This is a genomic window from Arthrobacter bambusae (assembly GCF_022606295.1).
Taxonomy (GTDB): domain Bacteria; phylum Actinomycetota; class Actinomycetes; order Actinomycetales; family Micrococcaceae; genus Arthrobacter; species Arthrobacter bambusae_A.
Map to the genome: position 1 here is coordinate 68612 of NZ_JAHHZS010000003.1, position 19745 is coordinate 88356.

Here is a 19745-nt window from a genome sequence, read left to right on the forward strand (position 1 = left end):
GGGTTACCCGGGATGAAGGCCCGGACAACTAGAACAAGCGCGACTCGCTGTCGTCCACGCCACGCATGGCGTCATAGTCCAGGGTGACGCAATCGATTCCGCGGTCGTTGGCAAGCACCTTCGCCTGCGGCTTGATTTGCTGGGCGGCGAAAATGCCCCGCACCGGCGCGAGAAGCGGATCCCGGTTGAGAAGTTCGAGGTATCGCGTAAGCTGCTCGACGCCGTCGATGTCGCCGCGCCGCTTGAGTTCGACGGCGACCGTCCTGCCGTCGCCGTCCCGGGCGAGGATGTCCACCGGGCCGATGGCAGTGAAGTACTCGCGCCGGATCAGCGAATAGCCTGCACCAAGGGTTTCGATCTGCTCGGCGAGCAGTCGCTGCAGATCCGCTTCGACGCCGTCCTTGATGAGTCCGGGGTCCGTGCCGAGGTCGTGGGACGTGTCGTGGAGATGCTCGTAAATGTTGATGATGAGCCGGTCATCGGTCTTGGCAGACTGCACGGTCCACTGTTCCACCACGCCTTCTTCGACCTCGGTCTCCTCCGGCGTGGTCACTCGCAACGTAGCGGGCGGGCTCATCCAGTTCAGCGGCTTGTAGGAACCGCCGTCGGAGTGGACCAGCACGGAACCATCGGATTTGACGAGCAAAAGCCGGGTGGCAAGCGGGAGGTGGGCCTTGAGGCGGCCAACGTAATCAACGGAACAACGGGCTATGACGAGTCGCACCCGCTCCACTTTACTTCCTCTACCGCGCGCAACCAGCGACTGGGGCAGAATGGAGTCATGCCCCGCTCCAACCGCCCCCGACGCACCGAATCAGCCAAGGCAAGCTGGAAACGGACAGGCGAGTCGCCGGAACTGGATCTGGAACGTGCCCGTTCGGGCATTGCCCGCAGGGAAAGCGCCCCCGACGGCGACTGGATGGTCCGGACGATGACCGCACGGAACGCCGAGAAGACCTACGTCTGCCCCGGTTGTTCGATGGCTATCATGCCGGGAATCGCCCACTTGGTGGTGTGGTCCGAAACTCACCTCTTCGGCGATGCCGCAGGCCTGGCGGAACGCCGGCACTGGCACAACAACTGCTGGACCGGCCGAACCTACAGGTACCGCTGAGGACTGAAGCCGCAGCTCCGGCCCCTCTGCGCGTCGCACGACGGCGCCGAGCACTTAAGCTTGGAAGCATGAGTTTCGATCCTGCTTCCCTAGTCTTCAGCCAGCCGGAGTCTGCCACGGACATCAGGGCATCCACGGTATTGCCGGCGCGGCGCGAGAACGTGGAGTTCCTCACCGAGGACGGCAAATTGCTCGTGGGTGAGCTGGCATTGCCGGAATCCGGTGAGATCTCGGCGACGCTCATCACGCTGCACCCCTTGCCGACCCACGGCGGCTTCATGGATTCGCATGTCTACCGGAAGGCGTCCTATCGCCTTCCCGCGCTGGCCGGCGTCGCGGTTCTGCGCTTCAACACACGGGGGACCCATTCGCCACGAGGTACCAGCCAGGGGCAGTTCGACGAGGGAATCGGTGAACGCTACGACGTCGAGGCTGCCGTTCGCTTCGCAGTGGAGCGCGGGCTTCCGAACCGCTGGTTGGTGGGATGGTCCTTCGGCACCGAGTTGGCCTTGATGTACGGCGCCATTGAGCCCGTCGCTTCCCAGGTAGAGGGCGCCGTCCTGCTGTCCCCGCCGCTGCACCGGGCCACGGATGTGCATTTGAAGGAATGGGCTGCCTCGGGGAAACCGCTGACGGTCCTCGTTCCGGAGCACGACGACTATCTTCAGCCCGCCGAAGCCGCCGAACGATTCAGTGTGGTGCCCCAGGCCCGGGTCCTGGGGGTCGACGGCGCCAAGCACTTGTGGGTCGGAGAGAAGTATGCGGCGCGGGTTTTGGACGAGATCGTCGACGACGTGACGGAAGCAGGCGCCGGACCGGAGGGCCTGCCGCGCCAATGGTCCGGTCCAGTGGCAGCGGCCTAGTGCCGGTCCTGGCGGGCGATGAAGACTTCCTTGAGCAGCAACATGATGGCCGCCGCGGTCGGGATGGCGATCAAGGCACCGAGCACGCCCAGTAGGCTGCCGCCCGCGATCACCGAGATCACGGCAACAGCACCCGGGACGGCAACGGCTTTCTGCATGATGCGCGGGGAGATGAAGTAGGCCTCGAACTGCAGGTAGGCGAAGTAGCAGATGGCGTAGATGACGGCGGTCTGCCAGCCCGCCGTCAGGGCCACCAGGATGACCACGACGGCGGCAATCAGGCCGCCCACCAGCGGGATGAACGCAAGCAGGGCAACCACGAAGGCCAGCAGGACGCTGAACGGAATGCCCAGGATGCTCATGACGATGAAGGCGAACAAGGCATTAAGCAGGGCCACGCACACCTGGCCGATCACGTAGTTGCCCACCGAGCGGGTGATTTCCTCGGAAAGCGCCTCCACCCGGGGCCTGCGCGACCGCGGAGCGAGCCGGTATCCCCATCTCTTCATGGCAGGCAGGGCCCCGAGGAAGTAGAGACTGAGGACCAGGACGATCAGCGTCCCGAAGACCCCGTTGGCCACCGTGGATCCGAAACCAACGACGCCGCCGAAGATGCCGCCCATCGCGTCGGGATTCTTGACGAACTTGTCGAGTTCCTGGCTGATCTTGTCGCGGACGCCGAATTGGCTGTCGAGGGAGCGGAAGAAGTCGGAATCCACGAAGCTGCGGATCCAGTCCGGCGCTTGCCGCACGATCTGCGAGACCTGTTCCACGATGGTGGGGATGAGGGTGGCGAAAAACGCCGCCACTCCGGCTACGAGGACTCCGACGGCGATGACGACGCCGGCAGGGCGCGGCACCTTGCGCTCCTCGAGCCCGCGCACTACCGGGTCAAGTCCCAAGGCAATGAACAGGGCCGTGACGATCCACAACAGCAGCTGTGCGGTATTGGTGCCGATGTAGTACAGCATGAGGGCGACCCCGACCCCGGCCGTGCCCATGAATCCGAGGTATAGCGGATGTTGCGCGGACATCCTCGGGCCGGGGGAACCGAAGCGCGGACCGTCTGTGTCATCCTGGGCGGGCTCGGTTGCCGCGTCGTGCTCAAGTTCGGGAGGCATTTCGAAACGGAGCCGTGGCTGGGCGCCCGGAATGGGCTGGCGTAGGCGGCGTACGAAGGACGCCATCAGGCCCTCGCCGTGATCCTTGCCGTCCTGGGCAGGCCCGTTGGCCAAGCCGTCCGGGCCAGTCCCCGGTTCTTGTTCCGCGGGAGTGGGATCCTTGCGCTCTTTCACGTGTTTCAGCTGCCTTTTCGTTCCGTGGTCAGGCTCGAGGAGTGCTCGATGCCATGTTGTTCGCCACACTATCAGCAGGCCGGAATTGGCGAATTCTAGAGGTTGAGCCGCGCGTCGGGAAGTCCTTGGGGAGGACCCCGAACTGACTCTTTGGTAACAAAACCGTTACCCTTGAAGTTCAACGACCGCTGATGATTGGTATTCCTGTGCGATTGAAGACTGCAGTTTCGCTGGTGCTGCTTGGCCTGCTGACACTGTTGGCCGGCATTGGCCAGCTGACCTTTTGGGCCCCGGCCGAGACCGTAACCGCGTCCGCTCCCGGCGGCTCCAAAGCCGCTCCGCTGACCGTGATCACCCAAGACGTGTTGACCCACCAGGGTGGTCCCAGACAAATCAACATCAAGGGCGACGGCAAGTTCGTGGTGGCCGTCGGACGTCCTGATGACGTGGATGCGTGGGTCGGCAAGACCGCCCACAACAGCATCACCGGAGTCTCCGCGGACGGCAAATCCCTCCAGGTTGCCGGCACCGACGGCGAAGCAACCGCTCCGTCGCCTGCCGGATCGGATATGTGGGTGCAAACCGAGAACGCCAACGGACAGTTGGACTACACCTTTACACCGCCTGCGAGTGGCAATTGGTCGCTCCTCCTGGCAAGCGACGGAACCAAGCCGGCGCCGTCGTCGGTCTCCATCACATACGCCAACGATGCCACCATGCCGTGGGCCGTCCCGCTGATCGTCATTGGCGCCATCCTCATTGTCGCGGGTGCGGCGTTGCCGTTCGTCAGCAAGTTCACGAGGGGCAGGGGCCCGCGCCGCAGCGGTCCGCGAGGCGGCGGCAGCACCGGAGCCGACAGGGACTCTATCGGCGGGGACACCCCCAAGGACTCCGAGAAGCCCCTCATCGGCGAGGACACCCCCAAGGACTCCGAGAAGCCCCTCATCGGCGGGGACACCTCTGCCGGGGACACCAACAAGGGCACGGCCGGGGGGCCCGCACTTCGCATTTCGCTGATAGCCGCCGCCGTTGTGACCGCCCTCGTCGGTGGCACCGCCGCAGGCGCCCAAGCGGCCGAGACTCCTTCTCCTTCCGGATCGGCGACGACGGGCTCCGGATCCGCGACGGCGAGCCCGGCAGGGGTCGCCGCTGCGCCCGCTGTCCCCGTGCTGGTGGACGCGCAGCTCAAGCGCATCCTGGACCAGGTAGCTGGCGCGGTGACCGCCGGGGATGCCGCACGCGATGCCTCCAAACTCGCTCCCCGGGTTGACGGCACCGAGCTGCAGGTACGCACGCAGAACTACAAGATCCGGTCCCAAGTCGCCACGCATGAGGCGCGGATGCCGGTCCGGTCAAGCAAACTGCTGGGCAGTGTCATCTCCACCCAGCGGACCTGGCCGCGCACCGTGATTGCCCTGACCCAGGGCGATGGCAACGTGGTTCCCCAGGTGCTGACCCTCGTGCAGGCCTCGCCGCGCGAGAACTACAAGCTGCAGAGCACTTCGCCGCTTCAACCGGGAACATCCTTCCCGGCGATCCCCTTGGGCGGAACCGCGCAGCTGGCGGCCGGAGACAAGACCGGACTGCAGTACAGCGGGACCGAAGCAATGGCAGCCCTGGGCGATCGCTTGACCAAAGCTGATTCGGCGTTCAAGGACAAGCTCGTGGAAGGCACCAATTCGCCGTACATTGCCGATGTCCTTGACTACCAGGCGAGCACGGTCAAGTCCGGCACCAATGGCGACTTCACCTTCACGCACACGCCCTCTCCGGCGGATACCGCCGTGTTCCGGACCTCCGACGGCGGCGCAGTAGTGGTGGGAAAGCTGGACTTCAATTTCACCAGCAAGCCCAAGGCCGACGGCGACACGTTGACCGTGGACAAAGCCGCGGCAGTGCTCGCGGGCGGGGATTCCACGAAAGTCGGCCTCGTGCAGACCTTCTCGGAGTCGGTGGCCATTTACATTCCACCGGCAGGCTCCACCGCTCCCATGAAGCTTGTTGCCGCGGTCCGCGGTCTGGTGGGAGCCAGCTTCCAGTAGGCAAATGCTGTTGGCGCAGCGGCTAGAGTGGACGGTATGAGTTCGCCAGGATCCCGTCCCGTCTCTCCAGCCGCTGCCAGCCAGCTCAACCTGCGCGGCGCCGTCGACCTCTCTGCATTGCGGCGCCCTGCGCCGGCGGCACCGAGCGGTGCCCCGGCTGCGTCCGGCGGCAGCCCCGGAAGCGGCCAGCCGCTTCGCGTCGATGCCACCGAGGCCAATTTCCAGGACCTCGTCCAGCTGTCCGCGCAGATTCCCGTCCTTTTCCTTTTGTGGTCAAACCGCTCCTTGGAGGCTTCGACCCTCCTGCATAGCCTTGAAGGCGTCGTCGAAAGCTACGGCGGCAAAGTGGTGCTGGCCGCGGCGGATGTTGACGCCTTCCCGCAGCTTGCGCAGGCGTTCCAGGTCCAGGCCATCCCCACCGCGATCGCGGTCCTGAAGGGCCAGCCCGTGCCGCTCTTCGAGGGGCCCGCTTCGGACCAGGAAATCCGCAGCCTCATCGACGAACTCCTCAAGGTGGCCGAAGCCAACGGCGTCACAGGCAGCATCGGTACAGGTGACGCCGGCGCGGAGGCCCGTCCTCTGCCGCCGCTGCACCAGGCCGCCTTCGACGCCATCGAAGCCGGGGATTACGCCGCTGCCGCCACGGCTTACCGCCAGGCGCTCGCCGAGAAGCCGGCGGACGCCGAGGCCAAGGCAGGACTCGCCCAAGTGGAGTTGATGGGCAGGCTCGAGCTCCTGACGGCAACGGAAGCCGAAACCATGCGCCAGCGGGCGGCAGAGGAGCCGGACGACATCGACGTGCAGCTCACGGTGGCCGACCTCGACATCTCGGGGGGACACATCGAGGACGCGTTCAACCGCATCATCGCGTTCATTGGCCGCAACTTCGGTCCCGAGCGGGAAACGGCGCGCGTGCGCCTGCTGGAGCTGTTCGACGTCGTCGGCATTTCGGACCAACGCGTGGCCAAAGCCCGTCAAGGTCTGGCGCGGGTCCTCTTCTAATGTCTCAGCCGGCGCTGTTCAGTCCGCTCTCATTGCGCTCTCTGACGTTGCCGCATCGTGGCTGGGTTTCCCCGATGTGCCAGTACAGTTGCTCGCCCGACGGCGGGGGAGGCGTACCCAACGATTGGCACCTGGTACATCTTGGAGCTTTTGCGACGGGAGGCGCGGCCCTCATCCTCACCGAGGCGGCGGCGGTCAGTCCCGAGGGCCGGATCAGCCCGCGGGACGCCGGAATGTACACGGACGAGCAGGCGGCGGCGTGGGAGCGGATCGTGGACTTCGTCCACCGCAACAGCGCCGTGGGCGGCAAGATCGGCGTCCAGCTGGCCCACGCCGGCCGCAAGGCTTCCACGTACTGGCCCTTCGCGGACGAGAGCGGATCAGTGGCGGAGTCCGACGGCGGGTGGGTGGCCCGGGGTCCCGGGTCTGAGGCCTTTGCCGGGCTTGCACGTCCGCTTGCCATGAACGAGGCGGATATCCACGCCGTGATTTCGGATTTCGCGGCGGCGGCTTCACGGGCGGTGGACGCCGGCTTCGACACGGTGGAGATCCACGGTGCGCATGGCTACCTCCTGCACGAATTCCAAAGCCCCCTCATCAACACGCGCAACGATGCGTGGGGAGGCAGCGAGGCCGGCCGAAACCGTTTGATGCTCGCGGTCGTCGACGCCGTCCGCGCTGTCATCCCCGATTCGATGCCGTTGTTGCTGCGGATTTCCGCGAGTGATTGGGCTGAGGGCGGCGTCGACATCGATGCCTCCGTGCGGCTCGCGCGGGCGGCGTCGGAGCATGGCGTGGACTTGGTGGACGTCTCCAGCGGGGGCGCTGTGGCCCACCAGCGGATCAAGGCCGGCCCTGGGTACCAGACGGGATTCTCGGAGCAGATCCGGCGCGAAGCGGGGGTTTCCACCGGGGCAGTCGGCTTCCTGACGTCCTCGGGGCAGGCAGAACATACGGTGGCCACGGGCCAAGCCGACGGCGTGTTCATGGCACGGGCTGCCCTCCGCGATCCGCACTGGTGGCTTCGCGCGGCTTTTGAACTCGGGTTCCCCCTGGATTGGGCGCCGCAGTATCAGCGTGCGGTTCCACGGCACAGCTTCTAGGCGCTAGTCCTTTGGGATGAGGCGGCTCCCGAAAGGCGCTCCGTAGTTCCCCCTCCGGGACGACCCCTGGAAGCGTGCCCGGGGCTAGGCTGGCTCCATGACTGTCCAGCTTCCCGGTTCTCCCCTTAACTCCCCGGTGCCCGCCTTGGCCCTGCGCGGCCTGGCGAAACGCTTCGGTGGCAAGATCGCGGTCGACGGGATCAGCCTGGACGTTCCCGCCGGCTCCTTCTACGGGGTTGTTGGTCCCAACGGGGCGGGCAAGACGACAACGTTGTCCATGGCCACCGGGCTCCTGCGGCCGGACTTCGGAACGGCACATGTGCACGGCGTGGACGTGTGGGCGAAACCGCTCGAAGCCAAGAAACTGATGGGAATACTGCCCGACGGCGTTCGCCTCTTCGACCGCTTGACGGGTGAACAGCTCGTCACCTATGCCGGCTTGCTCCGCGGCATGGACAGGGACGTCGTTGCCCACAGGGTGGGAGAACTGATGGCCGCGCTGGACGTGAGCGGCGACGCCGGCACCCTCGTGGTGGACTACTCCGCCGGCATGACAAAGAAGATTGCCCTCGCCTCGGCCCTCATCCATGCGCCCAGGCTGTTGGTACTGGATGAGCCCTTTGAGTCCGTCGATCCCGTGTCGGCAGCCAACATCAGGGGAATTCTTGACAACTATGTGGCCTCGGGAGGGACGGTCATCGTCTCGAGCCATGTCATGGACCTGGTGCAGCGCATGTGCGACCACGTGGCCGTCGTGGCTGCCGGCAGGGTCCTCGCCGCCGGAACCGTCGACGAGGTCCGCGACGGCGCCTCTCTCGAGGACCGCTTTGTGCAGCTCGTGGGCCGCGGAAACCAGACGGGAGGCCTCGAATGGTTGCGCACCTTCTGAGCCTGAAGTGGCGGCTCCTGCTGAACGGTTTCCGCCGCAGTCCGGCCCAGCTTGTGGGAATCGCGATCGGCGGACTCTATGCGTTGGGTGTTGTCGTGACCCTCGTGGTGACACTCGTCGCCCTGCGGTGGGCCGACGCCGAGACGGCCCACACCGCCGTCGTCCTCGGTGGCGCAGCCGCGATCGTTGCCTGGGCTGTGGTGCCGCTGATGGCTTCGGCCGCGGACATGACGCTTGACCCTTCCCGCTTCACCACGTCGACGGTTCCCATGCGCCAGCTACTGACCGGACTTGCCCTCGCCGGATTCATCGGATTGCCGGGCCTGTCCACAGTGATTGTGGCGTTGTTCACGGCGGCAACATGGTGGCGCAGCGTGCCGGCGGTGCTGGGCGCACTGCTGGGCGCCGTGCTCGGCATGCTGAGTTGCGTGGTCTTGTCGAAAGTCATCACGACGGCGACTGCCGGCCTCGCTGCCTCCCGTCGCTTCAAGGATGTGAGCAGCATTGTGGTCTTTGTGCCGCTCGTGCTGATGGGACCGATTGTTGCCGGCGTCTTCAGGGGGGTGTCCGGTTCCACCGGCTATCTTCCGGAGCTTGCCCGGATGGTCTCCTGGACTCCGCTCGGTGCTTCCTGGTCGCTTGGCGGCGATCTCGCGTCGGGAGATGTTGCGGCTGCCGGCCTGAAGGCCTTGATCGCCCTGGCCACCCTCCTCGTGTTGTTTGCCGCGTGGAATGCCTTGCTCAAGCGGGCACTCGTCACTCCGCCGTATTCCGGTGGCTCGGGGAAACGCGGCGGAAAACTCGGCTTGTTCGGGCTGCTGCCGGCAACTCCCACGGGGGCCGTGGCTGCGCGGTCCCTCAGCTACTGGATCCGCGACCCGCGCTACGCAGCTTCGCTCATCGTGGTCCCGTTGTTGCCCGTGATTTTCCTGTTCCAGTCCGGGCAGTCCGGAAGCTACTCGATGCTGGTGATCCTGGGGCCAATCGCTGCGTTTATCCTCGCATGGTCGATCGCCGCTGATGTTTCCTATGACAACACCGCATTTGCCTTGCATCTGGCCACCGGGGTCCGCGGCATCCATGACCGGCTCGGCCGGGCCTTGGCCTGCCTGGCATTCGCCCTCCCGGTGGTGGTGATCTTCGCCGTCGGGCCCTTCTTCCTGACACGGGATTGGAACTGGTTGCCCGGTGTCCTGGGCCTTTCCCTGGGCGTCCTGTTTTCGGGCCTTGGCTTGGCCTCCATCGTGTCGGCGCGCTACACGTCCAACGTGCCGTTGCCCGGTGACAGCCCCTTCAAGAAGCCTCCGGGAAACGTTGCCCAGACGCTGGCGGTCCAGTTCGGGGGGATGGCGGTGCTGTTCCTCTTGGTGCTTCCTGAACTTGTCCTGGTCATCGTCCAGTCCGTCACGGGCGATCCGCTGTGGGGATGGATCAATCTGGCCATTGGTACGGTTCTCGGGGTGGCCTTGTTTGTGGCCGGTGTCCGGATCGGTGGCCGCTGGCTTGACCGCCGCGGGCCGGAGCTCTTCGCGCAATTGAGCGTCAACCGTTGATTCCATGACCAACAATGATAATTTATAGGACATGGGATAACCTCGAGTTTGAACCAGTCGATCCGGGAAACACAGCTAGAAAGGTCGTGGACGATGGAAGTTGTCATCCTTCCGGGAAGCAAGCAGATCGGGGCGGTCGCCGCGGACGCCATCGAGGCGCTGCTCCTCCGAAAGCCGAACGCCGTCCTGGGCCTCGCCACAGGGTCCTCTCCGCTCCCCGTTTACGACGAACTGGCGCGCCGCCACCAGGAAAGAGGCCTCGACTTCAGTCAGGCACACGCCTTCGCCCTTGACGAATACGTCGGGCTCAAGCCGGGGCATCCCGAGTCGTACCGTGAAGTCATCCGCCGTGAATTCACGGACCGGGTTAATATCGACCCTGCCAATGTCCACAGCCCGGACGGTACCGCGGCGGACCTTCCCGCAGCCTGCGAAGCGTACGAAGACTCCATGCGCGCACTCGGCGGCGTTGACCTTCAGATCCTTGGTGTGGGCACCGACGGCCACATCGGGTTCAACGAACCCGGCTCCTCGCTCGCTTCGCGGACCCGGATCAAGACGCTGATCGAGCAGACCCGCAAGGACAACGCCCGCTTCTTCAAGAGCATCGACGACGTTCCGCACCACGTCGTCACACAGGGCTTGGGAACGATCATGGACGCCCGGCACGTGGTCCTGATTGCCACCGGGGCGCAGAAAGCCCAGGCGGTCAGGGACTTCGTCGAGGGACCGGTGGCGGCCATTTGCGCGGCATCCGTGCTGCAGATGCACCAGCACGCCACCATCCTCCTCGATGAAGCTGCCGCGTCTTCGCTCAAGCTCGCCGACTACTATCGCCACACCTATGACAACAAGCCGAAATGGCAGAGCATCTGACACGGTGCATCTGATCGCGAAGCATCAGCGGCTAAGATGGATGGCATGACGACGCTGCCTCCGGACCCATTCGAAAACGATCCCATGCGCGAGCTTTCCGGAGCCGGAACTTCCACTGCAACCATTGAGCGCGAGGAATTGCGCCAGGAAGTGGAACCCGGTGACCGGGAGCGTTTCTCGCACTACGTCCGCAAGGAAAAGATCATGGAGTCTGCCCTCACGGGCGAACCCGTGATTGCACTATGCGGCAAAGTGTGGACCCCTGGCCGGGACCCGCAGAAGTTCCCGGTCTGCCCCGAGTGCAAAGAAATCTATGAAGGACTTCGCCCCGGTAACGACGGCGGAGACAAAGGCGGCTCGGGCGGCTCCAAGTAGCGAGCAAGCCCCAGTAGTAAGAAATCCCTGGTAGTCGGGTATTTCCTGGTAGTAGGCGGGGGAGTTCTTTTCCCTGCCTGTGTGCTGCCCCGCGTGATTCGGCGCATCCGGAACAGATTGGTGTCTTTTGTGGTTATTTGGGCTTCGCTGGCTGCAGCGGCCTTGCTTGGAATCGTTGCTGGTCGGGGGGAAACCGCGTGACTGAAACGCTCTTCGGCGGCCCCGCGCTGCCCCCGGCCTATCCGGAACGCGCAGCCTGGGGAACCGCCCCGAAGTTGCGCGCCTGGCAGCAGGAAGCGCTGGACCTGTACCTGAACGCCAGCCCGCGCGATTTTCTCGCCGTGGCAACCCCGGGCGCCGGTAAGACCACCTTCGCCTTGCGGATTGCGTCGATGCTCCTTGACAGTGGAACCGTGAACCGCGTGACGATCGTCGCACCTACGGACCACTTGAAACGGCAGTGGGCGGACGCCGCGGCCAAGGTGGGCATTGCCATCGATCCGAACTTCAAGAATGCGGACGGCCAGCACGGCAGGGGCTTCGTCGGCGTCGCGGTGACCTATGCGCAAGTGGCCAGCAAGCCCATGCTCCACCGGGCGAAGACCGAGGCCGCCCGCACCCTGGTCATCCTCGACGAAATCCACCACGGCGGCGAAGCGTTGTCCTGGGGCGATGGATTGCGCGAGGCCTTCGATCCCGCTGCGCGGCGCCTGGCCCTCACGGGAACGCCTTTCCGTTCCGACACCTCACCCATCCCTTTCGTGGAATACGCCGAAGACCGGGACGGCATCCGCCGCTCGAAGGCGGACTACACCTACGGCTACGGCAATGCGTTGAGGGACCACGTCGTCCGGCCCGTGCTGTTCATGGCGTATTCGGGCCAAATGCGTTGGCGTACCAGCGCCGGAGACGAAATGGCGGCTTCCCTTGGCGAGGCTGCCGTGACCAAGGACATCACCTCCCAGGCCTGGCGTACTGCCCTGAACCCGAGCGGCGAATGGATTCCCGCCGTTCTAGCCGCCGCCGACAAGCGCCTCAGCGAGGTCCGCCGTACCGTGCCCGACGCCGGCGGCCTGGTGATCGCCACGGACCACGACGACGCCCGCGCCTACGCCGGTCAGCTCAAGAAGATCACGGGCCAGTCGCCCACGGTGATCCTGTCCGATGATTCCAAGGCTTCGCACAAGATCGAGGAGTTCACGGCGAGCGACAAGCGCTGGATGGTGGCGGTCCGCATGGTGTCCGAAGGCGTTGACGTCCCCCGGCTTTCGGTCGGCGTCTACGCGACGTCCACCTCCACGCCGCTGTTCTTCGCCCAAGCCGTGGGCCGTTTTGTCCGTGCCCGCAAACGGGGGGAAACGGCGTCGGTCTTCTTGCCGTCCGTGCCGCCGCTCATGGCCTTGGCGAACTCCATGGAAGCCGAGCGGGACCACGCACTGGACCGGCCCGAGAAGGAAGACGCGGACGGCCTCTTCAACCCCGAAGAAAACCTGATGGCCGAGGCCAACCGCGAAGAGAAGGCCTCTGACTCCCTGGAAAAGGGTAAATTCGAGGCCCTCGATTCCCAGGCATCCTTTGACAGGGTGCTGTTCGACGGCGGCGAATTCGGTACGGGAGCAGACATCGGCTCCGAGGACGAACTGGACTTCCTCGGGATCCCCGGGCTGCTCGACGCCGAACAGGTCGGAACGTTGCTCCGGCAGCGGCAGCACGATCAGCAGTCGAGGAAGAAGCGCCAGTCTCCGTTGGCTGCCGCCGCGGCGCCGGCGGTTCCGGACCACCGCATGCTGATGGATCTGCGCAATGAGCTCGCCAAAAACGTCGCAGCATGGTCGGCCCGCACCGGCACCCCGCACGGCGTGGTCCACAACAAGTTGCGCGAGGTGTGTGGCGGACCGGCCGTGGCCCAGGCAAACGAAGAGCAATTGCAGTCGAGGCTGCGCAAGCTCCAGGATTGGTTCATCGGCCGGAAGTAGATCTGCCTGGCAAGGCTACTGGCGCTTAGCGCTGCCCGAGTTCGACGCCGTTCTCTTCCAACTCGGCGTAGGTCTCGTCAAGATCCTCCGCGATGCCGGCGGTGAGCTCACCGATCACGGTCACGGAGTAGCCCGCCTGCACGGCGTCGAGCGCGGTGGCCCTGACGCAGTAGTCCGTGGCAATGCCGACCACCACCACTTCTTCCACTCCGTGGCTCTGCAGCCAGTCATCGAGCCCGAGGGCGTCCTCGTCCAGCTCGACGGAGGGGACGGCGCCGGGCACGAGCTCGCCCATGGGCACTTCGTCTTCGGGTGCCAGGACTCCTTCGAACCCCGAATAGGCCGCTGTGTACTGTCCCTTGCGGAAGTACGCCTGGATGTACTCGGCGTCGAGATCCGGATGGAGTTCGGCGCCTTTGCTCCCGGCGCGGCAATGCGGCGGCCAACTGTCCACAAGGTCCGGTGTCTCCGAAAAGTGGCTGCCGGGATCCACATGCCAGTCCTGCGTGGCAACAACGTGGTCGAAGTGCTGGTGGTTGGCATCAAGGTATTCGCTGATGGCCGCGGCGGTGGCTGCGCCACCTTCCACGGCGAGGGACCCGCCCTCGCAGAAATCATTCTGGACGTCCACGATAATCAGGGCACGGGACATTCAGTCCTCCTCATAGACGGTGGGGATCGCGGGCTCGCCGCGCTGCAACCTCCGGACTACCGGCGGGAGTTCGTTCATGGTGGCGGCGTGGCGTTCCTGTGCCCGGACCACGCCCTCAGGGCCTGTCCATCCAGGGAGCAGTTCGCCGTTCTTGATGAACTGCTGGAGCAGCGGGCGATCGTTGCCGTCGTCTTCCGGCCGGTGTCCGATGCCCACGATCTCGTGGGTCGCGATGCCGAGTTCGTTGAGTTTGCGCAGGGCGTATTTGCGACCACCCACGCTGGCCTTGTTCTTGGCTACTTTGGCCACGGGAACGAATTCGCCGGCGTCGTTGGTCCGGCTGACGAGCTTGTACACCATGCTGGCCGTCGGAGCTCCCGATCCGGTGACCAGGGAGGTGCCTACGCCATACACGTCCACCGGTGCCGATTGCAGGGCCGCGATCGCGAATTCATCGAGATCCGAGGTGACGACGATCCGGGTGTCGGTGTTGCCGAGGTTGTCCAGCAGCTCGCGGACCCACTGGGCCTGGGCCACGAGGTCGCCGGAATCAAGGCGGACGGCCCCGAGCTTGTCACCCGCGAGCTCCACCGCGGTGCGTACCCCGACCTCGACGTCGTAGGTGTCTACCAGGAGCGTGGTCCCCGGTCCGAAGGCGGAAATCTGGGCTTGGAAGGCTTCGCGCTCGGTGTCATGCAGGAGCGTGAACGAATGGGCGGCCGTCCCTACGGTCTTGATGCCGTAGCGGCGGCCGGCCTCGAGGTTGGAGGTGCTGCCGAAACCGGCGATGACGGCGGCGCGGGCTGCCGCCGTCGCGGATTCCTCCTGGGTGCGTCGGGAGCCCATCTCGATGCACGGCCGGTTACCGGCCGCGCTGGTCATACGGGAGGCAGCCGAAGCAATCGCGGTGTCGTGGTTGAGCACGGACAAAATGTACGTTTCCAGGATGCACGCTTCCGCGAACGTTGATTCGACGATCATGATGGGGGAGCCGGGGAAGTAGGCTTCGCCCTCCGGATACCCCCAAATGTCGCCCGAAAACCTGTAGTCCGCGAGGAAGTCCAGCGTCTGCCTGTCAACTACTTTGTGTTGATCGAGGAACGTGAGTTCGGCGTCTCCGAAACGGAAGTCCCTGATGCCCTCAAGCAGCCTGCCCGTGCCGGCGACGATCCCGTAGCGGCGACCATCGGGCAGGCGCCGGGCGAAGGCCTCGAAGACGGAGCGCCGGTGTGCCGCGCCCGAATGGAGGGCAGCTTCGAGCATTGTCAGCTCATAGTGATCGGTGTACAACGACGTGCGGGGGTGGTCCCAGGCGACGGATCTGCTCACGGATTCACTCTAGTCCCCGGCGGCTCCCACGTCTCGCTGCGCTCAACGCGGGGCCCTCGCCGCCGTGGGCCCATCCAGCGGCTCCCACGTCTCGCTGCGCTCAACGCGGGGCCCTCGCCGCCGTGGGCCCATCCAGCGGCTCCCACGTCTCGCTGCGCTCAACGCGGGGCCCCCGCCGCCGTGCGTGCAAGCGCCACCATTAGAATGGACAGATGACCACTACCGTCGGCCCCGGCACAGCCCCCGGCACCTATTCAGCCAGCAACACAGTCACAGACGCAGGCTTAAAGGGAAAAGAACGGACGGACATCTCGGAGCAGTCGTCCACCGACCTCCTCAGCGCCGCTGACATCCCTTGGAACCTCGTGATCTGGAACGATCCCGTCAACCTCATGAGCTACGTGAGCTACGTCTTCCAAAGCTACTTCGGCTATTCCGAGGCAAAATCCAACAAGCTCATGCTTGAGGTCCACAAGAAGGGCCGGTCCATCGTGGCGTACGGTGGCAAGGAACAAGTGGAGCAGCACGCGGTTGCCATGCACGGCTATGGTTTGTGGGCAACAGTTGAAAAGGCAAGCAGCGGCGACGGCCGGGGACGCAAGGGCGGCGCACGTGGCTAAGGCTTTCAAGTACGGACTCAAAGGCATCACCGGCTACCTTGAGCCCGCCGAGCGCGATCTCCTGCGCGGACTCCTGGATGACGTCATTTCAATGCTCGAGCCGGAGCTGTCGAGGAACGAAGATCCCCTGACGGCCTTGATCGGCCTGGACATGGACGTCAAGGAACCGTCCGACCGAGCCCTTTTGCGGCTCTTGCCGAACGTCATGAAGAACGACGACGCCGCGTCCCTCGAGTTCCGCCAGCTCACCGAGCGCTCGCTGAGGGAAGGAAAAATCGGCGCCCTCCGGGCCGCCGCGATGGGCCTGGACCGAAACGAGCTCGTCCTCACCCCGGAGGAGGCGAAGCTTTGGTCCATGGCCCTCAACGATGTCCGTTTGGTGCTGGCGGAGCGCCTCGATATCCGCGACGAAGCGGATGCCGACCATGTCCACGCCATGCAGGACTGGTCCCAGGCCGAAGACGTAGAGAGCTACCTGGCGCTCGTCTACAACTTCACCACGTGGCTCCAGGAATCGTTGGTCCAGGCCATGATGACCTCGATGGACCGGAAGCCCTGAGTGGAATTGCCGGGCCTTGTGGGCCTCCGTGTGACAAAACAGACACGAGGCCCCCGCCACATGTCATGGCTGCAGCACATGCCTTGGCTTATTCTTCTAGAATCATGAACTCAGCATCGGACCCGGTATCGGGTGGGGAGAGCGCCGTCGCCGCGCGGGAATCACAGCGCAAGCCGGATTCGCTGCGCAAGCCGGAATCACTGAACAGCCAGGCACACAACCCCTTGCTGGGATCACGCCCCATCGGTGTCTTCGATTCCGGTGTCGGCGGACTGACCGTGGCACGGTCCATCATCGACCAGCTGCCCCATGAGTCGATCATCTATGTGGGGGACACTGCCAACGGACCGTACGGGCCGCTGCCCATCGCCGAAGTCCGGGCCAATGCGCTTGGCGTCATGGACGAGCTCGTGGACTCCGGCGTCAAGCTCCTGACCATCGCCTGCAACTCGGCCTCGGCCGCGGTTTTGCGCGATGCCCGCGAACGCTATACGGCCCGTTACGGGATTCCCGTCATCGAGGTCATTCAGCCCGCAGTCCGCCGCGCGGTGTCCGCGACAAGATCCGGCCGGATCGGCGTCATCGGGACATCCGCCACAGTGGGCTCCCGGGCCTACGAGGACACCTTCGCCGCGGCGCCGGACCTGACGATCACTTCGGTGGCCTGTCCGGAATTCGTGAGTTTCGTGGAAGCCGGCATCACCACCGGTCCCGAACTGCTGGCCGCGGCCCACGAATACCTGGAGCCGCTCAGGGACGCAGGCGTGGACACCGTGGTGTTGGGCTGCACGCACTATCCCTTGCTCACCGGCGTGATCTCCTTCGTCATGGGGGAAGACGTCACCCTTGTGTCGAGCGCTGAGGAGACCGCCAAAGACGTTTACCGCGCCTTGGCCAACCACGGGATCCAGCGGACCGATCCCGGTGTGCCGCGGCACGACTTCATGGCCACCGGCGACGCTGTCCAATTCGAAACCCTGGCGCGCCGTTTCCTCGGCCCTGAGGTCCTGTCCGTACGCCACGTGGACCACGTGGCCGCCCAATACCCGACCGGAAGCCTTGCGCGGATCACTCCGGAAATGTTGGAGGCCGCCCGCGCCGGCGGCCATCATGCGAGGACGTCCAATTTCGTTGATCCTGCAGCATTCACCATGAACGAATTCGGCGCGGCCCGCGGGGGCCGCATCCAGTGAAACTGACCATTGTTGGCTGCACGGGTTCCTTCCCCGGTCCCGGCTCTCCGGCGTCGTGCTACCTGCTGACGGCGCACGACGGTGAGCGCCAGTGGAAGATCGTCATGGACCTTGGCAGCGGTGCCCTCGGGGCCATCCAGCGCTACACCGACCTCGAAGATATCGACGCCATCTTCCTGACCCACTTGCACCCGGACCACTGCATGGATCTCTGCGGACTGCACGTGGCCGTCCGCTGGAAGCCGGGTGGCTGGGGACGGGAGAGGATCCCCGTCTGGGGTCCCGCCGCGACAGCAGACCGTATGGCCACCGCCTACGGTTTGGAGTTGGACCCGGGAATGCACGAGGAATTCGACTTCAGCAACTGGAGTGAACGCCAATCCGTTCAACTCGGGCCGTTCACCGTGACACCGTACGCCGTGAACCACCCGGTGGAAGAGGCCTACGCCTTGCGCGTGGAGGTCACAGAGCCGGACAAAGACGGCAAAGCCGTGAGCCGGGTCCTCACGTACTCGGGAGACACCGACTCGTGCGCCGGACTCGAAGACGCCGCCCGCAACGCCGATCTCTTCCTGTGCGAGGCCGCTTTCGAAGAAGGGCGCGACGACGGCATCAAGGATGTGCACTTGACCGGCAAACGGGCGGGCCAGGCCGCGACGGCAGCAGGAGCCCGACGCCTCCTGCTGACCCATATCCCGGTCTGGACATCGCAGACCAAAGTCATGGCCGAGGCGCGGCCCGAGTTCGCCGGCGATGTCGCCGTCGCGGTTGCCGGAGTCCACTACACCGTCTGAAGGCCGCCGCCCGACGACGGGATCCGGCTGCGTCGTCCGATGGCGCAGTCCAACTGTGCTGTCCGGCGAGGGCCACGGGATCGCTAAGCTTGCAGTATGACTTCCGAAGCCACATCTGTCCCCGTCATCCGTGCCGACGGCCGCACACCCGATCAACTCCGTCCCATCAGCATCACCCGCGGCTGGTCCAAGCAGGCCGAAGGTTCTGCCCTGATCGAATTCGGCAACACCCGGGTGCTGTGCACGGCTTCCCTGACCGAGGGCGTTCCGCGCTGGCTTAAGGGCGAAGGCCGCGGCTGGGTCACGGCCGAGTACGCGATGCTGCCGCGGGCCACGAACACCCGTTCCGACCGTGAGTCCGTCAAGGGCAGGATCGGCGGACGCACGCACGAAATTTCGCGCCTGATCGGCCGCTCGCTGCGTTCCATCATCGACACCAAGGCCCTGGGCGAGAATACGATCGTGCTGGACTGCGATGTCTTGCAGGCCGACGGCGGCACGCGCACCGCGGCGATTACCGGCGCCTACGTGGCGCTCGCCGAAGCGATCCGCTTCGCCCGCGAGAACAAGATGATCGCGAAGAACGCACAGCCGCTGATCGACACCATCGCTGCGGTTTCCGTGGGAATCATCGATGGCATCCCGATGTTGGACCTGCCGTACGTGGAGGACGTCCGCGCGGAAACCGACATGAACGTGGTGGTCACGGGCTCCGGCAAGTTCGTTGAAGTGCAAGGCACCGCGGAGGGAGCCCCCTTCGACCGCGACGAACTGAATGCCTTGCTGGACCTTGCCCTGATCGGCACCGGCGAGCTGGCGGCAATCCAGCGCGAGACCCTGGCCGAGGCCCCGTGAGCGGGTCGACCACGCCGCGGCTCGTTCTCGCCACCCACAACAAGGGAAAACTGCGCGAACTCCGGGAACTCCTCAGGGGGCAAGTGCCAGGACTCGACGTCGATACCCAAGTGGTCGATGCGGCCGCAGCCGGCGCTCCCGATGTTGCCGAGACCGGCGTGACGTTTGCCGAGAACTCCCTCCTCAAGGCACGGGCCGTGGCTGAAGCCACAGGTATGGTGGCAATCGCCGATGACTCGGGACTGGCCGTGGACGTCCTGGGCGGAGCGCCGGGCATCTTCTCGGCCCGGTGGTCCGGCCGGCACGGTGACGATGCCGCCAACCTCGAGCTCTTGCTGGCGCAACTCTCCGACGTCCCCGACGCCCACAGGGGAGCCGCGTTCGTGTGCGCCGCGGCGCTCGCTGTACCGGCCGCCGTCGACGGCGGGGCGCGCGAGGTGGTCGAGTACGGACAGCTGGAAGGCACTCTGTTGCGCGAACCGCGCGGCGCGGGCGGATTCGGGTACGACCCCGTGCTGCAGCCCGAGGGGCTGGACCGCAGTTGCGCGGAGCTGAGTTCCGAGGAGAAGAACGCCATCAGCCACCGTGGCAAGGCGTTCAGGGCGCTGCTGCCGGCCATCGTGGACGCCTTGCGCTAATACTCCCGCCCGGCATT

The 19745-nt window shown here is 65.3% G+C and carries 20 protein-coding genes; 16 read left to right on the top strand and 4 right to left on the bottom strand.

Translation table 11 applies throughout. The annotated features are described in order from the left end of the window. Positions 1 to 28 precede the first annotated feature (28 nt). Positions 29 to 724 (bottom strand): endonuclease NucS, encoded by a 696-nt coding sequence (gene nucS, locus KNN17_RS02880; protein ID WP_059387620.1) that lies wholly within the window; start codon positions 722 to 724, stop codon positions 29 to 31. A gap of 57 nt (positions 725 to 781) precedes the next feature. On the opposite strand from nucS, the gene KNN17_RS02885 reads away from it, so the two are divergent. Then, on the top strand, positions 782 to 1114 hold the full coding sequence (locus KNN17_RS02885; RefSeq protein WP_078108485.1) for an ATP/GTP-binding protein: 333 nt from the start codon (positions 782 to 784) through the stop codon (positions 1112 to 1114). A 68-nt stretch (positions 1115 to 1182) separates the two neighbouring features. Continuing rightward, positions 1183 to 1977, top strand: a complete 795-nt coding sequence (locus KNN17_RS02890) for an alpha/beta hydrolase (RefSeq protein ID WP_241707412.1) — start codon at positions 1183 to 1185, stop codon at positions 1975 to 1977. Here KNN17_RS02890 and KNN17_RS02895 read toward each other — a convergent pair. Next, on the bottom strand, positions 1974 to 3164 hold the full coding sequence (locus KNN17_RS02895) for an AI-2E family transporter (protein WP_242598481.1): 1191 nt from the start codon (positions 3162 to 3164) through the stop codon (positions 1974 to 1976). The two genes, KNN17_RS02890 and KNN17_RS02895, sit on opposite strands and share 4 nt — an antisense overlap. 299 nt (positions 3165 to 3463) lie before the next feature. Between KNN17_RS02895 and KNN17_RS02900 the strand changes: the two genes are divergently transcribed. From KNN17_RS02900 to KNN17_RS02935, 8 genes are all read left to right on the top strand, one after another. After that, positions 3464 to 5314, top strand: a complete 1851-nt coding sequence (locus KNN17_RS02900) for a hypothetical protein (protein WP_241707414.1) — start codon at positions 3464 to 3466, stop codon at positions 5312 to 5314. A gap of 36 nt (positions 5315 to 5350) precedes the next feature. Further along, complete coding sequence (locus KNN17_RS02905; RefSeq protein ID WP_241707415.1) at positions 5351 to 6316, top strand: tetratricopeptide repeat protein; 966 nt, start codon at positions 5351 to 5353, stop codon at positions 6314 to 6316. Then, complete coding sequence (locus KNN17_RS02910; protein ID WP_241707416.1) at positions 6316 to 7419, top strand: NADH:flavin oxidoreductase/NADH oxidase; 1104 nt, start codon at positions 6316 to 6318, stop codon at positions 7417 to 7419. The genes KNN17_RS02905 and KNN17_RS02910 overlap by 1 nt, the downstream gene beginning before the upstream one ends. Before the next feature lie 97 nt (positions 7420 to 7516). Then, complete coding sequence (locus KNN17_RS02915) at positions 7517 to 8308, top strand: ABC transporter ATP-binding protein (protein WP_241707417.1); 792 nt, start codon at positions 7517 to 7519, stop codon at positions 8306 to 8308. Next, positions 8290 to 9861 (top strand): transporter, encoded by a 1572-nt coding sequence (locus KNN17_RS02920; protein WP_241707418.1) that lies wholly within the window; start codon positions 8290 to 8292, stop codon positions 9859 to 9861. Before KNN17_RS02915 ends, KNN17_RS02920 begins: the two co-directional genes overlap by 19 nt. 93 nt (positions 9862 to 9954) lie before the next feature. Beyond that, positions 9955 to 10737, top strand: coding sequence for a glucosamine-6-phosphate deaminase (gene nagB, locus KNN17_RS02925; protein WP_241707419.1), 783 nt, complete (start codon positions 9955 to 9957; stop codon positions 10735 to 10737). A gap of 36 nt (positions 10738 to 10773) precedes the next feature. Then, positions 10774 to 11112, top strand: coding sequence for a DUF3039 domain-containing protein (locus tag KNN17_RS02930; RefSeq protein WP_059387622.1), 339 nt, complete (start codon positions 10774 to 10776; stop codon positions 11110 to 11112). 197 nt (positions 11113 to 11309) lie between these two features. Continuing rightward, positions 11310 to 13088 (top strand): DEAD/DEAH box helicase, encoded by a 1779-nt coding sequence (locus KNN17_RS02935; RefSeq protein WP_078108494.1) that lies wholly within the window; start codon positions 11310 to 11312, stop codon positions 13086 to 13088. Positions 13089 to 13113: 25 nt separating this feature from the next. Here KNN17_RS02935 and KNN17_RS02940 read toward each other — a convergent pair whose 3' ends face one another. Together KNN17_RS02940 and KNN17_RS02945 are read right to left on the bottom strand one after the other, a co-directional pair. After that, entirely contained in the window at positions 13114 to 13740 is a 627-nt protein-coding gene (locus KNN17_RS02940) for an isochorismatase family protein (RefSeq protein WP_241707420.1), read from the bottom strand. Continuing rightward, positions 13741 to 15069 (bottom strand): nicotinate phosphoribosyltransferase, encoded by a 1329-nt coding sequence (locus tag KNN17_RS02945; protein WP_241707421.1) that lies wholly within the window; start codon positions 15067 to 15069, stop codon positions 13741 to 13743. It lies immediately after the preceding gene. Positions 15070 to 15281: 212 nt separating this feature from the next. Between KNN17_RS02945 and clpS the strand changes: the two genes are divergently transcribed. From clpS to rdgB, 6 genes are all read left to right on the top strand, one after another. Further along, complete coding sequence (clpS, locus tag KNN17_RS02950) at positions 15282 to 15689, top strand: ATP-dependent Clp protease adapter ClpS (RefSeq protein ID WP_078108496.1); 408 nt, start codon at positions 15282 to 15284, stop codon at positions 15687 to 15689. Beyond that, entirely contained in the window at positions 15682 to 16248 is a 567-nt protein-coding gene (locus KNN17_RS02955; protein WP_078108497.1) for a DUF2017 domain-containing protein, read from the top strand. The genes clpS and KNN17_RS02955 overlap by 8 nt, the downstream gene beginning before the upstream one ends. A gap of 104 nt (positions 16249 to 16352) precedes the next feature. Then, positions 16353 to 17441: a glutamate racemase gene (gene murI / locus KNN17_RS02960; RefSeq protein WP_241707422.1), complete on the top strand. Its 1089-nt coding sequence runs from the start codon at positions 16353 to 16355 to the stop codon at positions 17439 to 17441. Further along, complete coding sequence (locus KNN17_RS02965) at positions 17438 to 18235, top strand: MBL fold metallo-hydrolase (RefSeq protein ID WP_241707423.1); 798 nt, start codon at positions 17438 to 17440, stop codon at positions 18233 to 18235. The genes murI and KNN17_RS02965 overlap by 4 nt, the downstream gene beginning before the upstream one ends. Positions 18236 to 18331: 96 nt before the next feature. Further along, positions 18332 to 19090 (top strand): ribonuclease PH, encoded by a 759-nt coding sequence (rph, locus tag KNN17_RS02970; RefSeq protein WP_078108499.1) that lies wholly within the window; start codon positions 18332 to 18334, stop codon positions 19088 to 19090. Further along, complete coding sequence (gene rdgB, locus KNN17_RS02975; protein ID WP_241707424.1) at positions 19087 to 19728, top strand: RdgB/HAM1 family non-canonical purine NTP pyrophosphatase; 642 nt, start codon at positions 19087 to 19089, stop codon at positions 19726 to 19728. Before rph ends, rdgB begins: the two co-directional genes overlap by 4 nt. The last annotated feature ends 17 nt before the right edge of the window (positions 19729 to 19745 follow it).

Coding starts and splice junctions, on each gene's coding strand:
- KNN17_RS02905 (WP_241707415.1), top strand. CDS start 5,351: ATGAGTTCGCCAGGATCCCGTCCCGTCTCTCCAGCCGCTGCCAGCCAG.
- KNN17_RS02915 (WP_241707417.1), top strand. CDS start 7,517: ATGACTGTCCAGCTTCCCGGTTCTCCCCTTAACTCCCCGGTGCCCGCC.
- KNN17_RS02900 (WP_241707414.1), top strand. CDS start 3,464: ATGATTGGTATTCCTGTGCGATTGAAGACTGCAGTTTCGCTGGTGCTG.
- KNN17_RS02885 (WP_078108485.1), top strand. CDS start 782: ATGCCCCGCTCCAACCGCCCCCGACGCACCGAATCAGCCAAGGCAAGC.
- KNN17_RS02940 (WP_241707420.1), bottom strand. CDS start 13,740: ATGTCCCGTGCCCTGATTATCGTGGACGTCCAGAATGATTTCTGCGAG.
- KNN17_RS02910 (WP_241707416.1), top strand. CDS start 6,316: ATGTCTCAGCCGGCGCTGTTCAGTCCGCTCTCATTGCGCTCTCTGACG.
- KNN17_RS02895 (WP_242598481.1), bottom strand. CDS start 3,164: ATGGCGTCCTTCGTACGCCGCCTACGCCAGCCCATTCCGGGCGCCCAG.
- KNN17_RS02920 (WP_241707418.1), top strand. CDS start 8,290: ATGGTTGCGCACCTTCTGAGCCTGAAGTGGCGGCTCCTGCTGAACGGT.
- clpS (WP_078108496.1), top strand. CDS start 15,282: ATGACCACTACCGTCGGCCCCGGCACAGCCCCCGGCACCTATTCAGCC.
- rph (WP_078108499.1), top strand. CDS start 18,332: ATGACTTCCGAAGCCACATCTGTCCCCGTCATCCGTGCCGACGGCCGC.
- murI (WP_241707422.1), top strand. CDS start 16,353: ATGAACTCAGCATCGGACCCGGTATCGGGTGGGGAGAGCGCCGTCGCC.
- KNN17_RS02930 (WP_059387622.1), top strand. CDS start 10,774: ATGGATGGCATGACGACGCTGCCTCCGGACCCATTCGAAAACGATCCC.
- KNN17_RS02890 (WP_241707412.1), top strand. CDS start 1,183: ATGAGTTTCGATCCTGCTTCCCTAGTCTTCAGCCAGCCGGAGTCTGCC.
- nagB (WP_241707419.1), top strand. CDS start 9,955: ATGGAAGTTGTCATCCTTCCGGGAAGCAAGCAGATCGGGGCGGTCGCC.